Raw genomic sequence first — 19,799 nt, 5'->3', positions numbered from 1 at the left:
CCACTTTTCTGAACTATTTCAGCTTGCGCGCAGGAACACCCACATATACCCCCGGCTCTGTGATTGCATTGCAAACCACTGCACCCGCACCAATAACCGAGTGGTTTCCAACCAACAATCCATCAATGATTACAGCCCCTGCGCCAAGCATGGAGAAACTCCCAATAGTGCTTCTGCCGGCAATAACCGATTTCACAGAGACGTGAGAAAAATCCCCCACCACTGATTCATGTTCAACAATGGCGCCAGTATTAATAATGGCACCACGGCCAATGGAGGCCATTGGCCCCACATGCGAGTGATGCGCAATAAAGCTTCCCTCAGCGATGACACTTCCGCACCCTATACTAGCTAAAGGAGATATCAAAGAAATCAATTTCAAACAGGAGGCTTCGATATCTTGGCACTGCTTAGCACGCTTGGCGTTGTCCCCAGAAGCAGAAATGGCGTCGCATGACTCACCTTCAAGAGCCGGAAGAGAACCGACAACCGGATGACCCAGAAAATTCTCATTCGGCTTGGCATTTTCATCCACAAAAAGCAAGCTGCCATATCCGCACGCCAAGGCAACATCAGCAACGCTACGCGCATGCCCCCCAAATCCCAGGATGATCAAGCGTCGATTAAGCATTGGAATGCACCACCGCATTCATGGCGGAAATCTCATCCAGCACCTGCAAATGCTCCCTCACGACGTCGGTCCATGATCGCTCGCACAATTCAGCATATGTCTTGAGTTGAAGCGATAGAAGCTCAGCCCTGTTCTTGATTGCCCATTCAATGCGGCTCGCACAATCCTCCCAATCATAGGGATCGAAGAATGTGGCATCCTGAACATCTGGATCCTGTATAACTTCTTCCGTTACTGGAATCCTTGCCATAACTACAGGCGTGCCGACCGACAACGCCTCCGTGAACGTAAAAGGACACCCTCCCTCGCTCAAGCTAGGATTAACAGCCAAGGTTGCAAGTTTATAGAAAGCGGCAAGCTCTTCTATTTTCAATCCATGAAGAAAAATTACGTCATTCTCTAATCTGTTATCAAAAATAAATTGCCATATTTCAGGGATAGCACTTGGATGCCCAGTCAGAACCAACTTTACACCCAAATATCTTCGTCTCAGCAGATGCAAATAGGCTCGCAGAAGTGTCATCACATTTTTACTTGGCCTAAATTGGCTTGCGTAGAAAAGAAATTCCACATCCCCATTGCTAAATGCGGAGGTGTAATCCACATTGGTACTTCTTTGCAACGCGCCTCTCATCAAGGACTGGCAATATTTACGCGAAGTGGCCTCGACATCAGGAAACCCCGTGATCTTTACCCAATGATGAAGATCGTTTGGCGCGTGCGGTACGACCCTGACGTTAATAGCAGGTATACCGTATCTATCTATCAAAGTATTCCATTTTGTAGTCTCACTGTAAGTTACAAAATTACATCCCCCTTTAATCGATTTCTCCAAAGTCTCATACACAGTCGCAAGGCGATTACCGCCAAGCATGGAAAATCCTACAGGAAAGTCATTCAATACGACATCTGGAACACACATTAGACGCGGAGCTTTGATTTTATTAAAGCTTGGCCAAAATGCCGTGGGGCTGTACCATGCTCGGACACGAGGCAAGCTATCTATGATGTCCTGCATACGAGCAGCCTCAATTTTTTGCATCTCGTCAAAAAGACGAAACAACAGCCCCTCTTTATCAGGTCTAGCGAGCATTGAATTTATCCTGCTAGCAATTTTATGGCACCACTTGATTTGCGAGGAAGCACGCCGGCGCATCATGCTCCAGCCTCTTTTGATCACAAGTATGGCGGCAACAGGCAACGCAATAATAGAAATTGGAAACGCAACGATTAGGGCAACCAACGACAACAGCAAAAATGCTACCATTGACGAAAAACTATTGACAGCAACAGCTTTTTTCGCAAATACTTGCCAAACTCGTGAAACCTTTCCCATTGCGAAGTCCAGCATACGCTGGAACCTCCCGCTTCGTCTTTTGAATCGAGAACGATATGCTCGCCACGCTTCAAATACGCTCAAAATATATGGTTTATTCTGTGGCGATGCAATCTCGAAAACTTCTGCTGAGACCTGTTCACTCTCAAAAAGAGTATGAAGAGTTCCCTGTGACCAACTGGGGCAGACGATTATGAACCGTGCATCACCTAGTTTCTCAGCACCTTTAAGAAACATGGCGAGATGCCGCCCAAGCCCTTCCGCTCGCAAATCTACGGTGGGAGGGAAAGCCAAGTAAATTCCATACTGCTTTAAAGACATGCACGAACCTCTTGCCAGTATTTTTCGGCATGATTCTCCATTGATTGAGCCCTCAAAAGAGCTTCAGAGGGAAGCATATCTCGCCGTGCTGTTATATTGTTTTCCATCATCTTAAGCTTCTTCGCCATATCTCTCGGAGATTCTGGATCCATCCAAGCCATTCGCAAAGAGAACTGCTCATCAATCTCGCGCATCGCGGGATAATCGCTGGAGAGCGCCGGAACGTTTAAACATGCACCCTCAATGACGGAAAAAGTACCATTATCCGATTTACCAGAATGCCAAATGAACTTGGCATTCGCCAAAGTTTTTCTGTAAGCAGAATCTGGCAACTCCCCCATCCACTTGACTCTCCGCTTCAACAGTTTATTTTCTCTAAACAATTTGGCAACTGAATCAGTTTGAGGGTTTGTATCCACCAATATATTTCGAGAATTTACGCCGGTTACCCTGCAATCCAGCGTACCATCCATTTCTTCATAATATATATGAAGGGCTTCCAAAGAATTTTTGTGATTCTTATGCGGTGTGGAATTAGTTGTCCAGATGAAATATGAATCTTTTTCATCTAAGGAAGCAATAATTTCCCGCTTTATTTCAAATTCCGGAGCCAGCATCGGCACTTTACTTACTTTTTTCGATTCTATTCCTGCATATTGCAGTGCATCTTTCCGCGTAAACTCCGATGTCACCAATATCTTTTCGGCAGAGCGCACAGCCGACAAAAACATCAACTCATATCGCTGAGGAATAACATCAACATACCTTTGCAAGAAATCGTACATCATAAGCACGACGGGCTTCAAAGGAAGAATAGGATAAATCATGCGGTGACTCACTATTATCCAAAGATTGCAATCCTGAAGATTGCGTATCCCATCTTCTGGCACCAGATAATGCTCTGAAGCGGGTCTCCAATTTTCATATCCCGCATAACGCATTGCTCGGCTTGCCTCTTCCGAGGATAATGTTCTCCATTTAAACGGCCGCCGCTTTATTTCTTTTGGAAAATCATCGAAATCTGAATCAGAATAAACGAATGGTTCATCTGGATGCAAGAAAACAACCTCTGCGGCATCACCAGACTGGTGACTGCCCATATGGATTGCATGTGCCAGCGCCTGGACTCCTCGCAAACTACCACCTCGATAGGCTACGGGCAAGACAACTGCTATCCTTTTCTTTCGAGCTACACTGGGGCGCATTGCTTGCTCAGCCCGTACTTCAGCCAAATTGGATGCAATCTGAGCAAATCCAGTGCGCCACGCGGGCTCGCAATTTTCTGGGATCATGGATTGAAGAAGTGCCGCCTGCGTATGACGAATGCTCTCAATCAACTCTTGATTGCCCGATAAAATAGCTTCAATCTTGCGCCTTGCTTCCACAACTGTTTTACAGCGCCCAGGCAAACCAACACCACCCATCCGATCCAACATGCCTCCCGCCATAAAGACAAGCGGCATACCTGCTCGGATTGCCTCAAACGGATGGTAGTGGATATGATTTGGCTCCTGAGAGTGATAAAACATAACGCGACTTTGAGCCATATTATAGGCATGCTCATCGTCTGTCACATAACCCAAGACACGCTCGTCATTTACAGATATAGGCTGTGCACCTGCGACTATATATGGAACACCCTCAAATGCTTTTTTGAAATTCCTATAAATCTCTCCATATATAGGACTTGATGCGATTTCCGGGCAAACGAAATAGATTTTTCTCTCTTTGCCCTCCCATTTGTCCTTAATTTCTGCATTCGCGAGGCCCAGAGGAAGAAAAATTCTCCGGTCACGCAAGTAAGGCGGCTCGGCGTCAGCTATGTGAGAATATGCTTCGCCAAAATAAAAACGCCGCCCCATACGCCTTATGCAGACCCCCCCATATCCATTCCTGGCAATATAATCGTTGAGCACTAAATCATAAGAAGCGCTCTTGTCACGACCATATATCCGCCAAATGGCAATCCCCCTGAAGTGCTTCGATAGACTATCAAGAGCCTCTCGATTCATTGGTAAAAAGAATATGACATCGAAATATTTGTTCGCTAATTCCCACGTAGCTTCCGGAACACCATCGTACCAATCAGTAGCGTTCAGTATAGCGAGATCATCTTTTGGAATTTCGAGCGAAGCATCCTCAGAATAATCAATAGAAGCAGTTCTAAATGATTGATCTTGAGGAAAAGATTTTGGCGTAAATATCTGATTCACACCGATCTTTTTCAACATCGATATTTCGAATTTTCTCGCAGTTGTGTGATTCAACAACCACATCACCCGCAAAGGCTTTTCTTCACTCATGACAGCCCGTTCACTTTTTTATATTCAATTATTGCTTTACTCACCGCACCATCAAATACAATTTCCCCTCGATGCAGAACAACCCCTCTCTGGCATAAATTCTCTAGGGCACTGAAATCATGGGATGCCAGAATTAGAATATCAGCCTGTTCAACCAAAGAAACGATACGTTGCTTTGCCTTGTTCATGAAATTCGCATCGCCCGCACCAATTACCTCATCCAGCAGAAGAATATCCCCCCCCACAGCGGTTGATATCGCAAATGCCAGTCGCACCTGCATTCCCGCAGAATAAGTCTTAATTGGATAATCTATAAACTCTCTTAATCCTGCAAACTCAACGATTTCGGGCTCTTTCTCCCGCATGAACTCTGGAGAAAGACCTAGCAGAAGGCCTCTATAAAGTATATTTTCACGGCCAGTTGCGTCCGGCTCAAATCCTAAACTCAGGTCAAACAGTGAACGAACTTCACCATCTACCTGAACGCACCCGCTTGAAATTGGATATAGCCCAGCAACGGTTTTCAAGAATGTGCTTTTACCAGCTCCGTTGTGGCCCAGCAGACCTACGCGCTCACCCTTGCTTATATCGAGATTGATATTTTTAAGAGCATGCACATCCTGCAAGCTCACTCGCTTTTTTCGACGAAGAAGCGTATTTGCCAACAGTTCCCTGACAGAACGCTCTTTGAATGAAACAGAAGCATAGTGGAGATTTACAGCTTCAAGTCGGATATGCGGATTTCTCATAAATAAAATATAACTTTACGCTCTGCTTTTCTTCCGACAAGCCAGGCAATTAGTGCAAATATCAATGCCAATAAAATTGAATAAGCATAATTTTCCCAAGTAGGCCATTTCCCTTCCAGCAATGGTGCGCGGATCAGTTGAAGCAAATGATAGATAGGATTGTTATCCACCAGAAATCCCATTCCTCCTTGCCTGAACATTTTTACTTCAAAATAAACAGGAGAAACAAACCAAAGAGCCTGCAGCACCAGTCCCGCTGCATGAGGTATGTCACGAAAACGTACACCAACATAGGCTAAAAGGGTGGACATCGGCCAAGCGATCAAGGCAGCGACGGGGAATATACTCAATGACGCCAACCAACTCCATCCAAAATTCTGCGGCATCACAGTCAAAGACCAGCCATAGAGTGCCAAGCTGGCCAGAGCAAGAACGGTCAAGCTGCCGAGAACGGTTCTCAGGGTATAAATTGCCAACGGATGCCTACATTGTTTTATATATGCATCTGCTTGAACAAAAGACAATGCTCCTCCAGTGACATTCGCCGCGATAAATTCCCAGACGATGATCCCGGAAAGAATATAAGGAGCATACGTTGTGATATCCGAATTGAACATCTTGCTGAAAACAATGGCAAGCAGCGCAGTCATCCCCAGTGGCTGGATAATAGACCACAAAGCTCCAAAAAAAGATCTCCGCCAACGAGACCTCAAATCAGACATTGCCAAGTGAGTCCAAAAATATCTGGCTCGCCAAATCCCTTGCCAATATTTACGCATGAACCGCTCCAAGCAGCATAATATTCTTTCTCATTAATTGCTTCTTAGATCTCTCCAACAGCAAAATTTTAACGATATTCATTGGATTCTCTAGCGGCCATTTTTATTTCCTGCCAACTATGCGGTCAAAGTATCAATAGATAGACAACATAGCGGGCAGGAAGATAATTTATAAAGTAACTGTCGATATGGCCTGTGAAAATAACTGACTCTATTTATTCTTTAAAATACCGTGAAATCTGAGCACAAATCATCGCTACCTCATCTTGAGAAAGAGCGGGATAACTTGGCAAATTGATACCACGGCTTGAGATGGACTCGGCAACAGGAAATATCTCATCAGTTTGACAATGTGGCATTGCATTGGCCAAATAAAACACAGGGCGTGTTTCCACACCCTGAGCCTTCAGATAAGCCCTCAAGGGAGCCCGGTCCGAAGCATCGTTCACCGCAATAGAGCACATCCAGAATGAATGCCGGGTATCCTGCAGTTCAGAATGAAATTTCAGCGGCAAATTTCCAAGATTTGACTCATACCACGATGCGATCTGGCGCTTTCGCTCCAAAATCTCGTCCGCCTTTTCCAATTGTGCCAAACCGATTGCGGCACAGATGTTTGTCATACGATAGTTGTATGCCACCACATCATGCCAGTACTCCCTCGTTTTTGAGACTCCCTGGTTTTTCAGATGAAAAGCGCGCTCAATCGTTGCGGGATCGTTTGCCACAACCATTCCGCCCTCTCCGGTCGTTATGGTCTTGTTTCCGAAAAAAGAAAAGGTGGCAATATCCCCAAAGGTTCCTACATGCTTTCCTTTGTAGTAGGAGCCAAATCCCTCCGCACAATCCTCTATCAGCAAAAGGTTCTTTTCTCGGCAGATCTTGACAATCGGATCCATGTCACAAGGAAGTCCATACAAATGAACAACCATCACCGCTTTTGTACGGTCGGTGATTTTTCGCAGTATGTCATTCGGGTCTATTTGCCAGCTCTGAGCCAGAGAATCCACATAGACAGGTGTAGCACCTGTTTGAATAATGGTATTCACCGAAGCGATGTAGGTCAGCGCGGGCACGATGACTTCATCACCTGCCTTGATTCCAACCGCTTCCAATGCAAGGTGTATCGCGACCGTGCCGTTGTTAACGCTGGTTGCCTTGTTTACTCCAATGTACTCGGCAAATCCATCTTCAAACCGCTGAATGAACTCTCCCTTGGAAGATATCCAAGTGGAATCCAGACATTGGTTGACATAGTTCTTTTCTTGACCAGTGAAATAAGGCTGATAAACAGGAATCATTTTCTGACCTCTTCACTTATTTCATTCGTGGTAATTGAAATACTTGAAACCATGCTGCTTGACCAGCTCATCCCTTTGGGCCTCCTTCAGGTCTTCACGCATCATTTCAGAGACCAGTTCCTGGAAGGACGTTTGCGGCACCCAGCCCAGCTTCTCCTTTGCTTTCGAAGGATCGCCCAAAAGCGTTTCAACTTCGGCCGGACGGAAGTAACGGGGATCAACAGCGACAATGCATTTATTCGTTGCAATGTCGTATCCCTTTTCTTCAATGCCCTCTCCATCCCATCGTATTTGTATACCAGCCTCCTTTGCCGCCAGCTCCACGAACTCCCGGACGGAATGCTGCTCGCCAGTGGCAATCACGAAATCCTCTGCCTTGTCCTGCTGCAACATCAGCCACTGCATCTCAACATAGTCGCGTGCGTGACCCCAGTCACGCAAGGCATTCATGTTTCCAAGATAGAGGCAATCCTGTAGACCCAGCTTGATGCGTGCCAGTGCCCGTGTGATTTTTCGTGTCACGAAGGTTTCACCACGGATCGGAGATTCATGATTAAAAAGGATCCCGTTGCAGGCATACATACCATAGGCTTCCCTATAGTTGACGGTAATCCAATAGGCATACATCTTTGCAACCGCATAGGGAGACCGCGGATAGAATGGGGTTGTCTCCTTTTGAGGTATTTCCTGCACCAATCCATACAACTCGGATGTGGATGCTTGGTAGAATTTCGTTGTATCCTTCAGTCCGGCAATGCGAATTGCCTCCAGGAGGCGGAGTGTTCCCAGCGCATCCGAATTCGCCGTATATTCCGGCTCTTCAAAGGAAACTGCCACGTGGCTTTGTGCTGCAAGATTATAAACCTCATCCGGCCGAACCTCCTGCACCACTCGAATAAGGCTTGAGGAATCTGTCAAATCCCCGTAATGCAGCGTCAGGTCGTAGCCTTTTTTATGCGGATCGTGATACAGATGGTCAATACGATCCGTATTGAACAGCGATGCCCTGCGACGAACGCCATGAACTTCGTAATTCTTTTGCAAAAGAAACTCAGCCAGGTATGCACCATCCTGGCCTGTAATACCCGTAATCAAAGCAATTTTTTTCTTCATATCGATACCCTACCCGATCATTAAAAATACAGCGATATTATTGGTTAGATAATCTACTGCAACTTCTTCAAATTAAAACTGCCCCGGTCAACTGAAATAATTCAATTTTAGAAGACGGAAAGCAAAAAGAGAATTCTCAATACCCTATCCGGGTTAGCTCAACCGCTGAACACGACCGTAGGTGTCCTCGAATCTCACGATATCATCTTCTCCCAGATAACTTCCGGACTGTACTTCAATGATTTCCAGAGGAACCTTTCCAGGATTGGCCAACCTGTGTATATGCCCAAGGGGAATATAAGTCGACTCATTTTCACCGAGCAAAAATGTCCTTTCACCGTTGGTTACTTCGGCAGTTCCCTTGACCACCACCCAGTGCTCTGCACGGTGATGATGCATTTGCAAGCTCAAGCTTGCGCCAGGATGGACGACGATGCGCTTGACTTGAAAACGCTCTCCGCTATCGATGCTGTCGTACCATCCCCAGGGTCGATGCACCTTGCGATGCGAATGTGCGAGTGCATGGCCAGTCTGAACGAGGTGGGCGACGATTTTCTTAACATCCTGAGTGCGACGCTTGTCAACCACCAGAACAGCGTCGGGCGTCTCCACGACGACCACATCTTGCAGCCCTACGCCAGCAACAAGTCGGCTGCTTGAGAGCAGCAAGGAATTGGAACAGCCATGCTGGACAGCGTCACCCATCAGCGCGTTTCCTTCGGAATCCTGCTCACGCACATCCCATAGCGCATCCCAGGCACCTACATCCGACCAACCGGCTTCCATGGGCACCACCCGTGCAGCGATGTCCAGTTCCGGCATTGTGGACAAGCGCTCCATCACGGCATAGTCAATAGAGTCCGACGGGCAGGCTGCAAATGCCGCCGCATCAGGGCGGATGAAATCCAGGTCGCGCTGAGCAGCTCGCATGGCGTCTTGGCAGGCGCGGAGAATATCGGGCCTGCAATGCTCCATGGCTTTGATCCAGACACTGGCTCTCACCATGAACAAGCCGCTGTTCCAAAGATAGTTCCCTTGTTCCAGATAGTGCCGTGCACGTTCGGCATCGGGCTTTTCCGCGAAGCTTTCCACACGGTGGACGCCTTGCTCGTCAATTTCGCTGAACTGGATGTAGCCATAGCCCGTCTCAGGGCGGTCCGCCACGATACCGAAAGTGGCCATGCAGCCTTCACTGGCCTTCATATAAGCCTTATGCACTGCACCATGAAAGGCTTCACGATCAGCAACCACATGATCTGCCGGCATGGCGAGAAGTACGGGGTCCTCCCCGTCCGCACATGCATGGAGTGCCGCCAAAGTCAGCGCAGGGGCCGTGTTGCGACCTACCGGCTCCAACAATATGGCGGCTTGCTGGATACCTACATGCGTAAGCTGACTTGCAGCCAGAAAACGATGCTCCACGTTGCAAACTAGGACAGGAGCCACGGCCTGCGGAATTTGTGCGGTCAGCCCTTGAAGACGTGTTGCTGTCTGCTGAAGCATCGTCTGACTGTCAGCAAGTGCCAGGAACTGCTTTGGATATGTCTCACGCGAAAGTGGCCACAGGCGGGTACCGGAGCCTCCGCACAAAATGACGGGGAGCAGGGGAGAGGTCATGAGGAAAAGGTGTTGGAAGAAGCTGGGCTGCGCAGGGTTTCGGTATCCGCCTCCAGCATGGCTAACCGCTGGTTGAGACGGCGCACGTCGCGCTCAATGCGGGTGTTCATCATGTCGGCGTGTAACGCCTTTAAAAACAACACGATACAAGCCAGCAGTAGCAAAATTGCGGGGGGATAACTGATGCTCAGAACAGCGGCGATGCCATCAACCAAGCCGGGCCAAACGCCGAGCACCACCGCAGCCATGGCCACCGCTACCCAGAACAGTCCATGCATGAGATAGAGGTGGTCGCGGCGTATCAGGTACAGAATCAGCGCGGCCAACCCTACACCCATGACAGTAGTTGTTACCTGAAGTGATGCCATATTGATAATAAAAGACTACCGAATAACGTCGTTCGGTTGATGCAGTGCAACAAAATCACCAGCTGGCACAGCCAAAACGGACCAAGGAATACGTAAAACCTCCCATTGTAGGTTCGCCATCGCGTTGCGCTGGATTTTCTCCCTTTGGTGTCACCCTAGCCTTGACAAGCCCCCTCCCCAGATCCCGTTGCCTACAACGGCACACCATCCTGACAAAGCGGCGGATGGCAAGCAGAGTTCACGCGGCACTACACTGAAGCATTCACATGCTGTCGTCCAAAGCGTTGCTTCTGTGCATCTACCAATGCCATCCTTGAACACCCAGCTCCTGGTCATAGACCCCCAGAACGACTTCTGCGATCTGCCTGACGACTGGTGCCCCGGCGGGCAACGTCCCAGCCTTCCCGTGGCGGGCGCCCATGCCGACATGCAGCGGCTTGCCGGTTGGATACGGCGCGAGGGGGCGAAGGTGGACGCCATCACGGTGACGCTGGACTCGCACCAGCGCTATGACATTGCCCACCCCGCCTTCTGGCAGCAGGTCGATGGCAGCGAGGTAGTGCCGTTCACCCCTATCACGGCGGCGCAGGTGCGGGCGGGGGTGTTCCGGCCGCGCAACGCCGAGGCGCTGCAACGCAGCCTGGACTATCTGGATGCACTCGAAGCCAACAGCCGCTACATGCTGATGGTCTGGCCTGTGCACTGCGAAGTGGGCAGTTGGGGCCACGGTATCCATGCCGATGTGCTGGCGGCCTGCGGCGACTGGCAGCAGCAGCGCCAGCGCGCCGTGTACAACGTTTTCAAGGGGCTCAATCCCTGGACCGAGCATTACAGCGCCCTGCAGGCCGAGGTGCCGGACCCTGCCGATCCGGCGACCCTGCTGAACACCGGTTTGCTGGAGCGGCTGGACCGCGCCGGGCTGCTGGTGGTCGCGGGCGAGGCGAGCAGTCACTGCGTGCGCTCCACGGTCGAGCATCTGGTCGAGCACCTTCCCCATCCTGAGCGCATCGTGCTGATGCACGACGCCATGAGCCCAGTGCCGGGCTTCGAGTCTGCGCACCATGATTTTCTCGCAGCCATGCAGGCCCGCGGATTGCGGCTGGCCTCCAGCCAAGAACTCCACCTGTAGGGGCCGAACCGCCTTCCCGCGCAGCCCCCTTTCCTGTTTCCCCAGCATCGCACCATGGCTCCCATCATCACCAGCCTGCTCGACACCGATCTCTACAAATTCACGATGTGGCAAGCCATGCTGCATCGCAATCCCCAGACCGAGGCCGAATACGAATTCGTCTGCCGCACGAAGACGGCCTTCCCGCTGGCCGAGCTGCTGCCCGAGGTGGAGCGCGAGCTGGACGCCCTGTGCGCGCTGCGCTTCACGCCCGAAGACCTAGCCTACCTGGGCGGGCTGCGCTTCATGAAGAGCGACTTCATCGACTTTCTGCGCATCTTCCAGTTCCAGCGCGCCTTCATCCGTGCCTGGGCCGATGGCGACACCCTGCACATCGAGGCCAAGGGCCCCCAGGTCCATGTGATGGGCTTCGAGATCTATGTGCTGGCCATCGTCAACGAGCTGTATTTCCGGCGCTTCGACGCCGAGGCGGCGCTGGCCGAAGGCCGCAGGCGCCTGGCCGGCAAGATCGAGCGCCTGCGCCACCTGGCCTGCGAGGCCAGGCTGCGCAATCCCTTCGAGCTGTTCGACTTCGGCGTGCGCCGGCGCTTCTCGGGCGCCTGGCAGCGCGAGGTGGTCCAGGCCTTTGCCACGCAGACGGCGCAGTGGTTCAAGGGCACGTCCAACGTGCTGCTGGCGCGCGACTTCGGCATCGTGCCCATCGGCACCATGGCCCATGAGTACCTGCAGAGCTACCAGGCCCAGGGCGTGCGCCTGCGCGACTTCCAGATCGCCGCGCTGGAGGACTGGGTGCAGGAGTACCGGGGCGACCTGGGCGTGGCCCTGACCGACACCGTGGGCATGGATGCCTTCCTGGCCGATTTCGACATGTATTTCGCCAAGCTCTTCGACGGGCTGCGGCACGACTCGGGCGACCCGTATGCCTGGGGCGAGAAGGCCATCGCCCACTACCAGAAGCTGCGCATAGACCCCCAGGCCAAGCGCCTGGTGTTCTCCGACGGCCTGGACCTGGACACGGCCCTGGCCCTGTACCAGCGCTTTGCCGACCGCATACAGCTGGGCTTCGGCATCGGCACGCGGCTGACCAACGACATGGGGCTGGAGACCATCAACATCGTGATGAAGCTCACCCACGCCAACGGCCAGCCCGTGGCCAAGATCTCGGACTCGCCGGGCAAGACGCTGTGCAACGACGAAACCTATCTGGCCTATCTGCGCCAGGTCTTCGGCCTGGCCCAGCCTGTCGCCGTCTGACACCGCCAAGGCTCCATTCATGCTGCGCATCACCATCGCCCAACTCAACCCCACCGTCGGCGACATCGCCGGCAACGTGGCCCGCATGGCCGAGGCCGCTGCCCGCGCCGCGCACGCGCAGGCCGACCTGCTGGTCTTTCCCGAGCTGTCGCTGTGCGGCTACTACCCTGGCGACCTGCTGGACGAGCCCGCCTTTCGCGAGCGCCTGGAGCAAGGTTTGCAGCAGCTGCTGCAGGCCACGCGCCAGTGGCCGCAATTGCACTGGGTCATCGGCGCGCCCACGCGTGCCAGCGGGCCCGGCAAGCCGCTGCACAACAGCCTGCTGGTGCTCAAGGACGGCGCCGTGCGCCTGCGCTACGACAAGCAGCTGCTGCCCACCTACAACATCTTCGACGAGCGCCGCCACTTCGAGCCCGGCCCCGACGCGGCCAAGGTGCTGCGCATAGGCCAGGCCCAGGTGGGCTTTCTGGTGTGCGAGGACGGCTGGAACGACGCCGGGGCCGACTACGCCACCAACCCCTTCGCGCGCATGGCCGACGCCGCCCCCGACCTGGTGGTCAGCATCAACGCCAGCCCCAGCCACCTGGGCAAGCGCGAGCAGCGCCACGAGATCTTCGGCCAGGCGGCCACGCGCCACGGCCTGCCCATCCTCTACGTGAACCAGATCGGCGGCCAGGACCAGATCGTGTTCGACGGCGCCTCGTTCGCGGTGGAGCCCGGGCGCGGCGTGGTCTTCGAGGCCGAGCGCTTTGTAGAAGACCTGCGCACGCTGCAGTTCGACGACGGACGCTTCCTCGACGCAGCCGGCCAGCCCTGCATGAGCGTGCCGGCCGAAGGCCTGCCCACCATGGAGTTCTACCGCCGCCAGATCGTGCTGGGCCTGCGCGACTATGCGCGCCGCTGCGGCTTCACGCGCGCCGTGGTGGGCAGCTCGGGCGGCATCGACAGCGCGCTGACCCTGGCCCTGGCGGCCGAGGCCCTGGGCGCGGACAACGTGGTGGCCGTCACCATGCCCTCGCGCTTTTCGTCGAGCGGCTCGGTCGATGACTCGGTGATCCTGTGCCGCAACCTGGGCATCACGCTGCACGAGCACCCGATACGCGAGCTGGTCGACGGCTATGCGTGCCAGTTCGAGGCCAGCTTCGGCCAGCCGCTGCAGGGCCTGCCGCTGGAGAACCTGCAGGCACGCATCCGCGGCACCACGCTGATGGAGTACTCCAACGCCTTCGGCCATCTGCTGCTGACCACGGGCAACAAGTCCGAGATCTCGGTGGGCTACTGCACGCTGTATGGCGACACCAACGGCGGCCTGGGCCTGCTGGGCGATCTGTACAAGACCGAGGTCTTCGAGCTGTCGCGCCACATCAACCACAGTGCGGGCCGAGAGCTGATTCCCCAGGCCATCATCGACAAGCCGCCCTCGGCCGAGCTGGCGCCCGACCAGAAGGACGAGGACAGCCTGCCGCCCTATGCGGTGCTGGACGAAATCCTCAAATACGCCATCGAGGGCCGGCACCTGTCCACCGCCGAATACGGCACGGCCGAGCGCTTTGTGACCCAGCTGCTGGGCCAGCCCGGCGGGGCCGAGCTGGTTGACCGCGTCAAGCGCATGATCTTCCGCAGCGAGTACAAGCGCCGGCAGGCCCCGCCCATACTGCGCGTGCGCCCGCGCGCCTTCGGCACGGGCCGCCAGATGCCCATTGCCGCCCACTACGAATGAAGCCAGAGTGAAGCCACCGAGCCTGTTTATGCAAGAGACTGCCGCCATGGACGCCCCCACCGAAACCCCGGCCACCAGCGAGCGCGTGCACACCGCCGTGCTGATCGGGCGCTTCCAGCCGCTGCACAACGGCCACATGGCACTGCTGCGTGCGGCGCTGGAGCGTGCCGAGCAGATCGTCGTCGTGCTGGGCAGCGCCTGGCAGGCGCCCAATCCCAAGAACCCCTTCAGCTGGCAGGAGCGCGCGCAGATGCTGCGCGAGGCGCTGCCGCCCGCGGACGCGGCCCGCCTGCACTGCGTGCCCGTGCGCGACTACTACAACGAGCCGCTGTGGGTACAGGCCGTGCAGCAGGCCGTGCAGTCCTGCGTGCCCGAAGGCGCCAGCGTGGCCCTGGTCGGCCATTTCAAGGATGCGACCAGCGGCTACCTGGCGCGCTTTCCGCGCTGGCAGCTGATCAGCCTGCCGCGCCTGGGCCAGTTCGACGCCACGCCGCTGCGCGACATCTACTTCGGCGAATCCGGCGTGGACTTCGAGGCCCTGGCCGCCCAGGTGCCGCCCGCCACCCTGCAGTTCCTGCGCCAATGGGCCACCACGCCCGTCCATGCGCAGATGTGCGAGGAATGGCGCATGCTGGCCCGGTACCGCCAGGCCTGGGCTGCGGCGCCCTACCCGCCCGTCTTCGTGACCGTGGATGCACTGCTGCGCTGCCGTGTGCCGCACGAAGACGCGCAACAGGACCACATCCTGCTGATACGCCGCGGCCATGCCCCGGGCCTGGGCCTGTGGGCGCTGCCGGGCGGCTTCCTGGAGCCGCGCGACACGCTGTGGCAGTCCTGCCTGCGCGAGTTGCGCGAGGAGACCTGCTCCACGCTCAGCGAGGCCGACCTGCAGGCCGCCCTGCAGTCCGTGCAGGTCTTCGACCACCCCGACCGCAGCCTGCGCGGGCGCACCATCACCCATGTGCATTACCTGGACCTGGGCGTGCTGCCCTCGCTGCCGCCCGTGCAGGGCGGCGACGATGCGGCACTGGCGCGCTGGGTAGCCGTCTGCGACCTGCCCGCCATGGAAAGCGCGTTCTTCGAGGACCATTTCCAGATCCTGCGCCAGTTCCTGCCCCTTCCGGTGCAACAGCCCCTGGCGGACACGGGCGTGAAAATCGGCTAAAACCGGAGATTGCGGTGCCATCTTGCGCCGCAGTACCGTTTTTCCGGGCTCCCCGTGTCCCCCGCGTTTGAATGACTACCACCCTACAGATCCGACCCGCCACCCCCGATGACGCCGAGCTCATCGTCCGCTTCGTGCGCGAACTCGCCGTCTATGAAAAAGCCGAGCATGAAGTCCTGGCCACGCCAGAGCATGTGAAGCGCACCCTGTTCAGCGACAACCCCGCCGTCTTCGGCCTGATCTGCCTGCATGGCGACCAGCCCGTGGGCTTTGCGGTCTACTTCTTCAATTACTCGACCTGGCAGGGCCGCCACGGCCTGTACCTCGAAGACCTCTACGTCACGCCCGAGGCGCGCGGCCTGGGCGCGGGCACGGCGCTGCTGCGCCGCCTGGCGCAGATCGCCGTCGAGAAGGACTGCGGCCGATTCGAGTGGAGCGTGCTCGACTGGAACCTGCCCTCCATCGAGTTCTACGACCGCCTGGGCGCCCTGCCCCAGACCGAGTGGATCCGCTACCGCGTGACCGGCGACACCCTGCTGGAGATGGCGCGCGAGCCGGGCTGAGGCCGGCCCCCTTCGTCTGCCTACTCGGGCTCCACGCCCTGGCGCACGGCCTGCTCGACCACCTCGCGCGTCAGTGTGGGCACGAAGGTCTCGATGAAGGCATAGGCATAGCCGCGCAGCCAGGCGCCCTTGCGCAGGCCCAGCCGCGTGGTGTTGACCTCGAACAGGTGGCCGGCGTCCAGGGTACGCAGCCCCTGGTCGCGCTCGGCATCCAGCGCCACCGAGGCGACGATGCCCACGCCCATGTCCAGCTCCACATAGGTCTTGATCACGTCAGCGTCCATGGCCGTGAGCACCACGTCGGGCTCCAGGCCTTCGCGCGCAAAGGCCTCGTCGATGTGGGCGCGGCCCGTATAGCCCTGCTCGTAGGTGATGATGGGAAAGCGCGACAGCGCCTCCAGCGTCAGCGCCTGCTGCGACTGCAGCAGCGGGTGGCCCGGCGGCACGACCACGCCATGCGTCCAGCGGTAGCAGGGCAGCGCGACCAGGCCTTCATAGCCGGCCAGCGCCTCGGTGGCCACGCCGATGTCGGCCTCGCCGCTGCGCAGCATCTGCGCCACCTGCTCGGGCGAGCCCTGGTGCAGGTGCAGGCGCACCTGCGGATAGCGCTGGCGGAAGTCGCGCACCACATGGGGCAGCGCATAGCGGGCCTGGGAGTGGGTGGCGGCAATCGACAGCCGGCCCTGCTCGCTGGCGCTGAAGTCGGCGCCCACGCGGCGCAGGTTGTCGGCCTCCAGCATCAGGCGCTCGACGATGGGCAGCAGCGCCTCGCCGGGCGGCGTCAGCCCGGTCAGCCGCTTGCCTGCGCGGATGAAGATCTCCACGCCCAGCTCTTCCTCCAGCTCGCGGATCTGCCGGCTCACGCCGGGCTGGGAGGTGTGCAGCGTGTGGGCCACCTCGGTCAGGCTGTAGCCGCGGCGCACGGTTTCGCGCACATAGCGCAGTTGCTGGAAGTTCATGGGCAAGGCTCCGCCCGGGGCCGGTGCGGCCCGGGCCTGTGGAAGGCAAAAGCAGGAAGGAAAGAGAGAGGGGAACGGCGAGAGGCTTCAGGCCGAACAGGCCACGGCCGGCTCATCCGGGGCATCGGCCGCTGCCTCGCGGGGCAGCTCCAGCAGCTCGATCAGATTGCCTGCGGGGTCGCGCGCATAGCAGCGCCGGCCCTCGCTCACGGGCGCCACCTCCAGCGCCAGGCCGCCGTGCACCAGCAACTGCTGGCGCAGCGCATCCACGTCGCTGACCGTCAGCGCCAGGTGCACCAGGTTGCCCGCCGCGCGCTCGGTGCCGCCGGACTGCCCCTTGTAGGGCACCAGATCGATGCGCTGACCGCCGGCCAGAAAGCTCAGGCCCGGACGCCCGGCAACGGTCAGGGCAGACAGGCCCAGCACTTCGCCATAAAAGCGCTCCATGGCCGCCTGGGCGCGCGCCGGGAAGGACAGCTGGACATGGTGGACGCCACAGACGATGGCCACGCCCGGCTTCATGGCAGTGCGGCCGGCAAGAGGGGAAGGCCAGGCGGGGCGTGTGGTGTGGGTCATCGAAGCGTCTCGGAAAAGAATCAGCAGCCCGAATGCTGCTGCAGGCCATTGTCGAGACAAGTCGAAAAAACCAAAAATAATAAAAATTCAGTCTGTTATTTCCAAATCATCTCAAGAGATCGAACGTCTGTGGTCGGCACGGCGCGCCAGCCACTCGCCGCCGAACTGCAGCACCGACACCAGGGCCACCAGGATGACGATGACCTCGAACATCACGCGCGTCTCATAGCGCTCGTAGCCGTAGCGGATGGCCAGGTCGCCCAGGCCGCCCGCCCCCACGGCGCCCGCCATGGCCGAGGCATTGACCATGGCGATCACGCTCACGGTCATGCCGCCGATCAGGCCCGGCAGCGCCTCGGGCAGCAGCACCTGGCGCACGATCTGCGGGCGGCGCAGGCCCATGGCGCGCGCCGCCTCCACCAGGCCTGAGTCCACCTCGCCCAGGCTGACCTGGGCGATGCGCGCAAAGAACGGGATCAGGTTGGCCGACAGCGGTACCACCGCCGCCCAGGTGCCCAGCGTGGTGCCCACGATGGCGCGCGTCACCGGCAGCAGGGCCACCAGCAGGATGATGAAGGGAATGGCCCGGCCGATGTTCACTGCCGCCGACAGCCCCCGGTACAGGCGCGGCCTGGCATAGAGCCCGCCTGGCGCCGTGGTGTGCAGCACGATGGCCAGCGCCAGCCCGGCAACGATGGCGATCAGCGAGGACGCGCCCGCCATCAGCAGGGTTTCCAGAAAGGCCTGCAGGTATTTATCGAGCGGGGGCAGGGACATGGCCAAGCAGTTGCAGTGAATCGGCGCCCAGCGCCTGTTGAAGGGAAGACAGCGCGGCCGGCGAGAGCGGGGAGAGCGACGAGGGCAGATCCTGCACCGGCACGCCCACCAGCAGGCGGCCCTGCGAACGCCCGCGCATGCAGTCCAGCCCGCCCTGCAGCAGGCGGGCACGCGGGCCCAGCACCTGAAGCTGCGCCAGCGGCAGGCCCTGCTGGCTGCCGCCGTCGGCCCATCCGATGGCCAGCACGGCGACGGCCCCCGGGCCATCGGCCGCTGCCACCAGTTCCAGGTCCGCCGCCAAGGCCTGCCGCAGCGGCCGCAGCAGCGCACGCGCAGCCTCCGAGCGCGGTGCCGCAAACAGCTGCCAGACCTCGCCGATCTCCTGCAGCCGGCCCTGGTCCAGCACCAGCACGCGGTCGCAGACTTCGCGGATCACGGCCATGTCGTGCGTGATGAGCACGATGGTCAGCCGCAGCTTGCGGTTGATCTCGCGCAGCAGCTCCAGGATGGACTGCGTGGTCTCGGGGTCCAGGGCCGAGGTGGCCTCGTCGCACAGCAGGATTTCGGGCTCGTGCACCAGCGCGCGCGCAATGCCCACGCGCTGCTTTTGCCCGCCCGAGAGCTGGGCCGGATAGGCGCCGCTCTTGTCCGCCAGCCCCACCAGGGCCAGCAGCTCGTCCACCCGTGCGCGCACGAGCGCGGGCCGCCAGCCTGCGGCCTGCAGCGGCAGGGCCACGTTCTCGTACACCGTGCGCGAGGACAGGAGGTTGAAGTGCTGGAAGATCATGCCGATGCGCCGGCGCAGCGCCACCAGCGCGTCCTCGTCCAGCGTGGCGACATCGGTGCCGTCCACCAGCACGCGGCCGCTGCTGGGCCGCTCCAGCGCATTGATGGTGCGCAGCAGCGTGGATTTGCCGGCGCCGCTGCGGCCGATGATGCCGAACACCTCGGCACGCGCCACCTCGAAGCTCAGCGCCTGCAGCGCGTGCACGGGCTCGCCCGCGCTCCTTCCCGTGCCCCTGCCCGTGCCCGGGTAGTGCTTGCGCACGCCCTCGAAGACGATGTGCGGCCGCTGCAGCGCATCGATTGCATGGGGCTCGCCGGCCGCCGCCTGTTCCACCTTCATTGCCTTACACGC

18 protein-coding genes are annotated in these 19,799 nt (G+C 57.3%); 5 read left to right on the top strand and 13 right to left on the bottom strand.

Annotated elements, in window-relative coordinates; all coding sequences use genetic code 11:
• Window positions 1–13: 13 nt before the first annotated feature.
• The 9 genes from AC57B5_RS24010 to AC57B5_RS23970 form a co-directional block, all read right to left on the bottom strand.
• Window positions 14–631: a NeuD/PglB/VioB family sugar acetyltransferase gene (locus tag AC57B5_RS24010; RefSeq protein WP_496400492.1), complete on the bottom strand. Its 618-nt coding sequence runs from the start codon at window positions 629–631 to the stop codon at window positions 14–16.
• Window positions 624–2,288 carry a glycosyltransferase gene (locus tag AC57B5_RS24005; protein WP_496400491.1) on the bottom strand — a complete coding sequence of 555 codons (1,665 nt, stop codon included), beginning with the start codon at window positions 2,286–2,288 and terminating at the stop codon, window positions 624–626. The genes AC57B5_RS24010 and AC57B5_RS24005 overlap by 8 nt, the downstream gene beginning before the upstream one ends.
• Window positions 2,279–4,591, bottom strand: a complete 2,313-nt coding sequence (locus AC57B5_RS24000; protein ID WP_496400490.1) for a glycosyltransferase — start codon at window positions 4,589–4,591, stop codon at window positions 2,279–2,281. The genes AC57B5_RS24005 and AC57B5_RS24000 overlap by 10 nt, the downstream gene beginning before the upstream one ends.
• Window positions 4,588–5,340 (bottom strand): ABC transporter ATP-binding protein, encoded by a 753-nt coding sequence (locus AC57B5_RS23995; protein ID WP_080945303.1) that lies wholly within the window; start codon window positions 5,338–5,340, stop codon window positions 4,588–4,590. Before AC57B5_RS23995 ends, AC57B5_RS24000 begins: the two co-directional genes overlap by 4 nt.
• A complete protein-coding gene (locus AC57B5_RS23990) occupies window positions 5,337–6,119 on the bottom strand; it encodes an ABC transporter permease (RefSeq protein WP_239972334.1) in 783 nt (260 codons plus the stop codon). Before AC57B5_RS23990 ends, AC57B5_RS23995 begins: the two co-directional genes overlap by 4 nt.
• A 215-nt stretch (window positions 6,120–6,334) precedes the next feature.
• A complete protein-coding gene (locus AC57B5_RS23985) occupies window positions 6,335–7,420 on the bottom strand; it encodes a DegT/DnrJ/EryC1/StrS family aminotransferase (protein WP_239972335.1) in 1,086 nt (361 codons plus the stop codon).
• 21 nt (window positions 7,421–7,441) lie between these two features.
• Entirely contained in the window at window positions 7,442–8,533 is a 1,092-nt protein-coding gene (gmd, locus tag AC57B5_RS23980; RefSeq protein WP_239972336.1) for a GDP-mannose 4,6-dehydratase, read from the bottom strand.
• 153 nt (window positions 8,534–8,686) lie between these two features.
• The gene (locus AC57B5_RS23975; RefSeq protein ID WP_239972337.1) at window positions 8,687–10,150 is read right to left on the bottom strand and encodes a mannose-1-phosphate guanylyltransferase/mannose-6-phosphate isomerase; all 1,464 of its coding nucleotides are present in this window, start codon (window positions 10,148–10,150) and stop codon (window positions 8,687–8,689) included.
• Window positions 10,147–10,518, bottom strand: coding sequence for a DUF2304 domain-containing protein (locus AC57B5_RS23970; RefSeq protein ID WP_043789985.1), 372 nt, complete (start codon window positions 10,516–10,518; stop codon window positions 10,147–10,149). Before AC57B5_RS23970 ends, AC57B5_RS23975 begins: the two co-directional genes overlap by 4 nt.
• 304 nt (window positions 10,519–10,822) lie before the next feature.
• Here AC57B5_RS23970 and AC57B5_RS23965 point away from each other — a divergent pair, with 304 nt between their 5' ends.
• From AC57B5_RS23965 to AC57B5_RS23945, 5 genes are all read left to right on the top strand, one after another.
• Entirely contained in the window at window positions 10,823–11,647 is an 825-nt protein-coding gene (locus AC57B5_RS23965) for a cysteine hydrolase family protein (protein WP_496400489.1), read from the top strand.
• Between the two features lie 54 nt (window positions 11,648–11,701).
• Complete coding sequence (gene pncB, locus AC57B5_RS23960) at window positions 11,702–12,901, top strand: nicotinate phosphoribosyltransferase (RefSeq protein ID WP_012207404.1); 1,200 nt, start codon at window positions 11,702–11,704, stop codon at window positions 12,899–12,901.
• 19 nt (window positions 12,902–12,920) lie between these two features.
• On the top strand, window positions 12,921–14,621 hold the full coding sequence (locus tag AC57B5_RS23955; protein WP_496400488.1) for an NAD+ synthase: 1,701 nt from the start codon (window positions 12,921–12,923) through the stop codon (window positions 14,619–14,621).
• A 46-nt stretch (window positions 14,622–14,667) separates the two neighbouring features.
• A complete protein-coding gene (locus AC57B5_RS23950) occupies window positions 14,668–15,786 on the top strand; it encodes a bifunctional nicotinamide-nucleotide adenylyltransferase/Nudix hydroxylase (protein ID WP_065345583.1) in 1,119 nt (372 codons plus the stop codon).
• Between the two features lie 71 nt (window positions 15,787–15,857).
• Entirely contained in the window at window positions 15,858–16,349 is a 492-nt protein-coding gene (locus AC57B5_RS23945; RefSeq protein ID WP_047326490.1) for a GNAT family N-acetyltransferase, read from the top strand.
• A 20-nt stretch (window positions 16,350–16,369) separates the two neighbouring features.
• On the opposite strand, the gene AC57B5_RS23940 is transcribed toward AC57B5_RS23945, so the two are convergent.
• From AC57B5_RS23940 to AC57B5_RS23925, 4 genes are all read right to left on the bottom strand, one after another.
• Entirely contained in the window at window positions 16,370–17,308 is a 939-nt protein-coding gene (locus AC57B5_RS23940) for a CysB family HTH-type transcriptional regulator (RefSeq protein ID WP_013800726.1), read from the bottom strand.
• An 87-nt stretch (window positions 17,309–17,395) separates the two neighbouring features.
• On the bottom strand, window positions 17,396–17,884 hold the full coding sequence (locus tag AC57B5_RS23935) for a VOC family protein (protein ID WP_012207409.1): 489 nt from the start codon (window positions 17,882–17,884) through the stop codon (window positions 17,396–17,398).
• Between the two features lie 111 nt (window positions 17,885–17,995).
• Window positions 17,996–18,661, bottom strand: a complete 666-nt coding sequence (locus AC57B5_RS23930; RefSeq protein ID WP_043782884.1) for a methionine ABC transporter permease — start codon at window positions 18,659–18,661, stop codon at window positions 17,996–17,998.
• Window positions 18,639–19,787, bottom strand: coding sequence for a methionine ABC transporter ATP-binding protein (locus tag AC57B5_RS23925; RefSeq protein ID WP_496400487.1), 1,149 nt, complete (start codon window positions 19,785–19,787; stop codon window positions 18,639–18,641). The genes AC57B5_RS23930 and AC57B5_RS23925 overlap by 23 nt, the downstream gene beginning before the upstream one ends.
• Window positions 19,788–19,799 lie beyond the last annotated feature (12 nt).

Source organism: Delftia sp. BGA-UO-ETr-SB1, from assembly GCF_059567865.1.
The sequence above is the reverse complement of the archived record's forward strand: the minus strand, read 5'-3'. Positions and strand labels throughout refer to the sequence as shown.

Coding starts and splice junctions, on each gene's coding strand:
- AC57B5_RS24010 (WP_496400492.1), bottom strand. CDS start 631: ATGCTTAATCGACGCTTGATCATCCTGGGATTTGGGGGGCATGCGCGT.
- AC57B5_RS24005 (WP_496400491.1), bottom strand. CDS start 2,288: ATGTCTTTAAAGCAGTATGGAATTTACTTGGCTTTCCCTCCCACCGTA.
- AC57B5_RS24000 (WP_496400490.1), bottom strand. CDS start 4,591: ATGAGTGAAGAAAAGCCTTTGCGGGTGATGTGGTTGTTGAATCACACA.
- AC57B5_RS23995 (WP_080945303.1), bottom strand. CDS start 5,340: ATGAGAAATCCGCATATCCGACTTGAAGCTGTAAATCTCCACTATGCT.
- AC57B5_RS23990 (WP_239972334.1), bottom strand. CDS start 6,119: ATGCGTAAATATTGGCAAGGGATTTGGCGAGCCAGATATTTTTGGACT.
- AC57B5_RS23985 (WP_239972335.1), bottom strand. CDS start 7,420: ATGATTCCTGTTTATCAGCCTTATTTCACTGGTCAAGAAAAGAACTAT.
- gmd (WP_239972336.1), bottom strand. CDS start 8,533: ATGAAGAAAAAAATTGCTTTGATTACGGGTATTACAGGCCAGGATGGT.
- AC57B5_RS23975 (WP_239972337.1), bottom strand. CDS start 10,150: ATGACCTCTCCCCTGCTCCCCGTCATTTTGTGCGGAGGCTCCGGTACC.
- AC57B5_RS23970 (WP_043789985.1), bottom strand. CDS start 10,518: ATGGCATCACTTCAGGTAACAACTACTGTCATGGGTGTAGGGTTGGCC.
- AC57B5_RS23965 (WP_496400489.1), top strand. CDS start 10,823: ATGCCATCCTTGAACACCCAGCTCCTGGTCATAGACCCCCAGAACGAC.
- pncB (WP_012207404.1), top strand. CDS start 11,702: ATGGCTCCCATCATCACCAGCCTGCTCGACACCGATCTCTACAAATTC.
- AC57B5_RS23955 (WP_496400488.1), top strand. CDS start 12,921: ATGCTGCGCATCACCATCGCCCAACTCAACCCCACCGTCGGCGACATC.
- AC57B5_RS23950 (WP_065345583.1), top strand. CDS start 14,668: ATGGACGCCCCCACCGAAACCCCGGCCACCAGCGAGCGCGTGCACACC.
- AC57B5_RS23945 (WP_047326490.1), top strand. CDS start 15,858: ATGACTACCACCCTACAGATCCGACCCGCCACCCCCGATGACGCCGAG.
- AC57B5_RS23940 (WP_013800726.1), bottom strand. CDS start 17,308: ATGAACTTCCAGCAACTGCGCTATGTGCGCGAAACCGTGCGCCGCGGC.
- AC57B5_RS23935 (WP_012207409.1), bottom strand. CDS start 17,884: ATGACCCACACCACACGCCCCGCCTGGCCTTCCCCTCTTGCCGGCCGC.
- AC57B5_RS23930 (WP_043782884.1), bottom strand. CDS start 18,661: ATGTCCCTGCCCCCGCTCGATAAATACCTGCAGGCCTTTCTGGAAACC.
- AC57B5_RS23925 (WP_496400487.1), bottom strand. CDS start 19,787: ATGAAGGTGGAACAGGCGGCGGCCGGCGAGCCCCATGCAATCGATGCG.